The organism is Actinomadura geliboluensis, assembly GCF_005889745.1.
GTDB lineage: Bacteria > Actinomycetota > Actinomycetes > Streptosporangiales > Streptosporangiaceae > Spirillospora > Spirillospora geliboluensis.
In genome coordinates, this window is sequence record NZ_VCKZ01000010.1 from 46392 (window position 1) to 52519 (window position 6128).

A 6128-nucleotide genomic window follows, 5' to 3' on the forward strand; every position below is an offset into this window, starting at 1 on the left:
GGCCGTACGTGACGCGTCAGGTCGAGAACAGCATGTGGAAGACGCTGCCGTGGTGGGGGCGGTGGTGCCCGCCGTGGTGATGGTGGTGCACCGCCGGCGCGCCCCACCCCGGTGCCGCGGCGGCGGGCGGCGGCGGGGCCGCCCGGTACTGCGACTCCATCTGGCTCAGGGCCTCCAGCTCGCCGTAGTCGAGGAAGATGCCCCGGCAGCTGTCACATTGCTCGATGTGGACGCCGCTGCGGGTGTAGGTCCGCATCACGCCACGACACTTAGGGCAGTGCATCGCCTTGTCGTCCTTCCGGTCTGGATCCCCAGGTAGAGGCTAAATGTAGGGCAGGTTTCGCGCCACGTCATGCCGCGTCCCCCGCCGCGGCCATTCTCACGCAGGCGTCGATCATCGCCTGCTCCGGCCCGTCCAGGGCTCGGTCTTCCCTCCCCGCCGATATGACGCACGTGGCGGCAATCTGGATCGCAAGACTTCGGGCGGGTATGTCCAGGCTCGTCCACGGGTCGTCCTGGGCAGGGACTGCCGGGCCACCGGCCGCCATATACGCGCCTAGGAACAGCTCCCATTCGTCCGGGTGAAGGACGCCTGCGGCGTAGAGCGCGGCAGGGCGGGCGAGGTCCCATGCGGGGTCGCCTCTGCCCAGGTCCTCGATGTCGATGAGCCGCCAGTGGCCGTCCCGTGCGCGGACCATCTGGCCCAGGTGCCAGTCCCCGTGGATGAGGCGCTCCGTCCGCGCCGGGGGCTCGTCCTCCTCGCCGCGTATCCATGCGGGGAGGGTGGCGAACGCGCGCCTCACCGCGTCCTCGGCGGAGCCTTCGCCCAACCGCGAGACGAGGCGGGCCACACGGGTCGGACGCCCCCAAGACGGTGCTTCTGCCGGGACGCTCTCCGCGTGGAGCGCCGCCAGAAGGCGGGCCCCTTCCGCCCAGGGGAGTTCCCGGCTCGGGTCGACCGGGTCGCCGTACGCGGCGATCGTGACGGTCCGGCCGTCCACGGTTAGGGGCGCGCCCATCGGTCCTAGGAGAAGGCCAGGGAGCGTGGCCGCCAGCCGGATCCGCTCCAAGAAGGGGGCGCCATGCTCGCGGTCGGCCTGGTGCGCCTTCACCACGATGTCACCGACGCGCACCACGAGGACGCCGTGCCGGTCGTACAACGTCTTCGGGGGAGCACTGTCCGATGGCGCGGCGGGGGCCGAAGCACGCCCGATCTCAACGAGCCGGGGGAAGAGCCCGGACTGGACGGTCTCGGTCTGCACCCGCCCAGTCAACCACTCTGCGCCTCACCGCTCTGCCCTTGCGCGGAGGCGGCGAACTCGTCCCGCAGCCGCTGCCGGACGACCTTTCCCAGCAGATTCCTGGGCAGTTCCGTACGCGGCAGGAACTCCGACGGCACTTTGTAGTGCGACAGATAGCGCTTGCAGTGCCGCCGCAGTTCGTCGGCCGAGAAAGGGTAGGCGGGGTGCTCCACCACGTGCGCGATGATGCGCTCCCCGCGCCGGGCGTCCGGCACGCCGACCACGGCGCAGTCGTAGACGGCGGGATGGCGGCGCAGCACCTTCTCCACCTCGGTCGGGAACACGGTGAAGCCGCTCACCTTCATCATGTCCCGCATGCGCTCCAGGATGGTGATGAAACCGTCCTCGTCCATCACGGCGATGTCACCGGTGCGCAGCCACCCCTTCGACAGGGTCTGCGCGGTCGCGAGCGGGGCGTTCCAGTAGCCGGCGAACACCTGCGGGCCGCGCACGACCAGCTCGCCGGGCTCGCCGGGCGGCAGCACCCGCGTCGGCTCGTCCTCGGCGACCACGACGGCGTCGGTCATCGGCAGCGGAAGCCCGACGGTCAGGTTGCGGGCGGTGCCGTCGAGGGGGTTGCCGGTGACGGCCGGGGACGCCTCCGTGAGCCCGTAGCAGTTGATCAGGCCGCGCGCGCCGGTCCGCTCCAGCCGGTCGATCGTGCTCTGCGCCAGCCCCATCGCGCCGGAGATGAAGATGCGCAGCGACCGCAGGTCCGACGGCCGGAACCGGGGGCTGTCGAGCACCTGCTCGTACAGCGTCGGCACGCCCGGGAAGATCGTCGGCCGGTACTTGCGGATGGCCCTCACGACCCGGTCGCCGTCGTAGCGCGGCAGCAGCACCACCGCGCCCGCCGTCATCACCGGCGCGACCAGGCAGCTCATCAGCCCGAACGAGTGGAACAGCGGCAGCACCGCCAGCGTCACGTCCGCGCCGGGGCGCCCGTCGAGGTCCCAGGCGTGCTGCTGGCAGGCGTTCGCGACGAGGTTGCGGTGCGTCAGCATCGCGCCCTTCGGCCGGCCCTCCGTCCCGCCGGTGTACTGGATCGCCGCCAGGTGCCGCGCCGGCTCCAGCGGCAGCTGCCGCACGTGCCGCCGCGGCGGCCGCTGCAGCTCCCGGAACGGGACGACGCCCGGATCGTCCGGCACGTCCGCCGTGATGGCCGCGCGCCGCCGCTGCGCCTGCACCAGCGGCAGCCGCAGCGCGAGCCGTCGGGACGCGGGCAGGTAGTCGACGAGCGACGTCACGACGATGTGGTCGAGCCGCAGCCGGGACCGCACGGCCCGCACCGTCGCGAAGGACCGGTCCAGCACGACGGCGACCCGCGCGCCGCAGTCGGCGAGCTGCCGGAGCATCTCCTCCTCGGTGTAGAGCGGGTTGTGCTGGACGGCGATGGCGCCGCGCCGCAGCACCCCGTAGAACGCGATGACCATCTGCGGGCAGTTCGGCAGGATCAGCGCGACCCGGTCGCCGGGCTGCACGCCGAGCCGGTGCAGGCCGTCGGCGAACCGGTCCGCCGCCTCGCGCAGCTCGCGGTAGCTGAGGCGCCGGCCGAAGAAGATCAGGGCGGGCTTGCGCGGGTACCGGTCCGCGGCATCGTCGAGGAGCCGTGTGACGGGGACGTCCGGGATGTCGAGATCACCGGGGACACCGGCCGGATACCTCCGTCGCCAGGGCATGGAACGCAGTGACGAGTGCCACATAGCGCACGATTCAACCATTTCTCCGGCGTCCGCGCGGGACGAGCTACCGGGTCCAGCCCTCGGACGCGGTGACCGTCCGGGCGCCCGGGACCGGCGGCTCGACGGCGCGCCCCTCGAAGGCGGTCGACAGCACGATGTGCGAGTTCATCTCGCCGTGCTCGCCGAGCCGCTCCAGCAGCCCCTCCAGATGCGCCATCGACCCGACCCGCACCTTCAGCATCGAGCACCAGCTGCCGCTCAGCTTGTGCACCTCGGTGACCTCCGGCAGGTCCTCCGCGGCGGTCGTCTTCAGCAGGCAGCGGCCGAGGGCGCAGCGCATCTGCACGAACGCCGTGAGCGGCTGCCCGACCCGCGCCGGATCGACCCGCGCCCCGTACCCGGTGATCACCCCCGCCTCCTCCAGCCGCCGCACCCGCTCCGCGACCGCCGGGGCGGAGAGGTTGACGAGCCCCGCCAGCCGGTTGAACGACAGACGCCCGTCCCGCTGCAACTCGGCGAGGATGCGCCAGTCGGTCTGGTCCAGGTCCCGGTCCATGGGCAAAGTCCTTCCGCCGAAACTCCTCGCGAACGAGAAGTCAAACGCGCAGATCACCAGTGATCGCCCATTCTCCCCGAAGATCGGCCTTCATAGCGTTAAGGGATGGCGAAACGCTCGGGAGCGATGGCGGCCCTCTGCTCGGGCACCGCCCTGATGAACGCGTCCATGGCGGTGGCGAGCGCGACGGGCACCCTCGTCGCCGGCGACCGGCTCGGCACCGGCTGGGGCGGCGTCCCCGGCACCGCCGGCATCGTCGGGACGGGCATCGGCGCGCTGCTGCTGACCCGGCTGACCCGCCGGCTGGGCCGCCGCGCCGCCTTCGTCCTCGGCTACGCGGCCGCGGCCGCCGGCGCCTGCCTGGCAGCCGCCGCGGTCGCGGGCGGCGACATCGCCGGGCTGTGCGCCGGCATGCTGCTGCTCGGCCTCGGCAACGCGGGCGCCCAGCTGTCCCGCTACGCGGCCGCCGACCAGTACCCGGCCGGGCGGCGCGGCTTCGCCATCGGGCTCGTCGTGTGGTCGGCCGCCGCCGGCGCCGTCGGCGGCCCGCTGCTGCTCGACCCGTCCGGCGCCCTCGCCGGCGGCGCAGGGTTTCCCTCCCTGACCGGCCCGTTCCTCCTCGCCGTCCTCACCTGCGCGGTCGCCGCGGCCGCCGCGACCGGCACCCCGCGCGGACGGCCGGACGCCCTCACCCCACCGGTGCCCGTCCGCAGGCTGATCCGGACCCCCGCCGCGCGGTCCGCGCTGACGGTGATGGTGACGGCGCAGGTCGTGATGGTCGCCGTCATGACCGCCGCCCCGCTCGACATGCACCTGCACGGCGACGGCCTCGACGCCGTCGGGATGACCCTGTCCGCGCACACGCTCGGCATGTTCGCGCTCTCACCCGTGACGGGCCGCCTGTTCGACCGCTTCGGCGCCCGTCCCGTGATCGTCGGCGGGCTGCTCACCCTGGCGCTGTCCACCGCGCTCGCCGCCGTCGCGACCGGCTCCGTGGGACGTCCCGCGGCGCTGTTCCTGCTCGGCTACGGCTGGAACCTGTGCTTCGTCGGCGGCAGCGGCCGGCTCGCCCGCGACCTCCCCGAGGCGGACCGCCCGCACGTCGAGGGCGCCGTCGACGCCGCCGTCTGGACGATCGCCGCCGCCGCGAGCCTGGCGTCCACCGCCGTCCTGTCGGTCGGCGGCTACGCGGCGCTGGCCTGGGCGTCCTGCGCCGCCGCGCTGCTGATCACGCTCGTCCAGATACGGCGCTGACTCAGATGCGCCCTGTGCCGTGGCACACGTTGCAGCGCTCATGGGTGGCGGTGCTGGTCCCGGTCCCGTTGCAGCCGGGGCACGACCGCGTCGCCGGCTTGTTGTGCTTGCCCACGTCCACCACCTTCCCCCGGCGCTCATCCTAGAGGTTCGGGCCCGCCGGACGCCGTCCCCCGCCCGGCAGTTCGGGGGGCGGCCCGCCGGCGGTTCACCCGGACGGCCGAGTGCCCGCCGTCCCCCGGCGCTTGTACGCTGTCCTCCACGAGCGCCGACCTCCCGACTTGGCGCACCGAGTAAGGAGAACGCGCGGGTTGGTGCCCCTGCCGCTGTCCACCGTGATCCGGCCCTACGACTGGGGGTCGCGCACCGCGTTGCCGGAGCTGCTCGGCACCGCGCCGACCGGGCGCCCGCAGGCCGAGCTGTGGGCGGGCGCGCATCCGGCCGCCCCGTCGTCGGTGGACGGGACGCCGCTCAACGTCCTCATCGAACGCGACCCGGCCGGGATGCTCGGCGCGCCCTCGCTGGCCCGCTTCGGCCCGACGCTGCCCTACCTGCTCAAAGTGCTCGCGGTCGAGAAACCGCTCTCCCTCCAGGTGCACCCCACCATGGCGCAGGCGCGGGCGGGCTTCGCCGCCGAAGAAGCACGCGGCATCCCGATCGGCGACCCCGCCCGCACCTACAAGGACCCTTTCCACAAGCCCGAGATGGTCTGCGCCCTCACCGACTTCCACGGCCTCTGCGGCTTCCGCGAGCCGACCGCGACGGCGGCCCTCCTCGACGGCCTCGCCGTCCCCGCGCTGCGCCCCTGGGCGGAGACGCTCCGCACCGCACCGCCCGCGCAGGCCCTCCGCACCGTCCTCACCGAGATGCTGGACGCGGCCTCCGCGCCGATCCTCGAAGCGGTCGAACCGGCCCTCACCGGCGTCCACGCCGACATCGCCCGCGCCTACCCCGGCGACCCCGGCGTCCTCGCCGCGCTCCTGCTCAACCACGTCGAACTGAAGCCCGGCGAGGCCCTCTTCCTCGACGCCGGAGTCCCGCACTCCTACCTCGGCGGCCTCGCGATCGAGGTCATGGCGAACTCCGACAACGTCCTGCGCTGCGGCCTCACCCCGAAGCACGTGGACGTCCCCGAACTGATGCGCGTCGTCGAGTTCGCCCCGTCCGCCCCCGCCAGGGTCGAACCCGCCGGCGACCTCTACCGGCCCGGCGTCGACGAGTTCACCCTCGTCCACCACGACCTCGCCGACGCGGTCGACCTGCCCACCGGTCTGCCCCAGACGCTGCTCTGCCTCGAAGGCGAGGCGACGCTCGCCACCCCCCGGCCCCTGACCC

6 protein-coding genes are annotated in these 6128 nt (G+C 73.4%); 2 read left to right on the top strand and 4 right to left on the bottom strand.

Annotated features, from left to right (window positions below; genetic code table 11):
- Nucleotides 1–16 precede the first annotated feature (16 nt).
- The 4 genes from ETD96_RS03260 to ETD96_RS03275 all read right to left on the bottom strand — a co-directional run bounded on the left by ETD96_RS03260 (nt 17) and on the right by ETD96_RS03275 (nt 3539).
- Nucleotides 17–283, bottom strand: a complete 267-nt coding sequence (locus ETD96_RS03260) for a TFIIB-type zinc ribbon-containing protein (protein WP_138633763.1) — start codon at nt 281–283, stop codon at nt 17–19.
- A 67-nt stretch (nt 284–350) separates the two neighbouring features.
- Nucleotides 351–1262, bottom strand: a complete 912-nt coding sequence (locus tag ETD96_RS03265; protein WP_171068831.1) for a phosphotransferase family protein — start codon at nt 1260–1262, stop codon at nt 351–353.
- Nucleotides 1263–1270: 8 nt separating this feature from the next.
- Nucleotides 1271–2980: an AMP-binding protein gene (locus ETD96_RS03270; protein WP_240807161.1), complete on the bottom strand. Its 1710-nt coding sequence runs from the start codon at nt 2978–2980 to the stop codon at nt 1271–1273.
- A 67-nt stretch (nt 2981–3047) separates the two neighbouring features.
- Entirely contained in the window at nt 3048–3539 is a 492-nt protein-coding gene (locus ETD96_RS03275) for an Lrp/AsnC family transcriptional regulator (RefSeq protein ID WP_138633769.1), read from the bottom strand.
- Between the two features lie 105 nt (nt 3540–3644).
- Here ETD96_RS03275 and ETD96_RS03280 point away from each other — a divergent pair, with 105 nt between their 5' ends.
- Nucleotides 3645–4793, top strand: a complete 1149-nt coding sequence (locus ETD96_RS03280) for an MFS transporter (RefSeq protein WP_138633772.1) — start codon at nt 3645–3647, stop codon at nt 4791–4793.
- 314 nt (nt 4794–5107) lie between these two features.
- Nucleotides 5108–6128: mannose-6-phosphate isomerase, class I (gene manA, locus ETD96_RS03285; protein WP_240807163.1), on the top strand; the 1021-nt coding region annotated here is incomplete at its 3' end.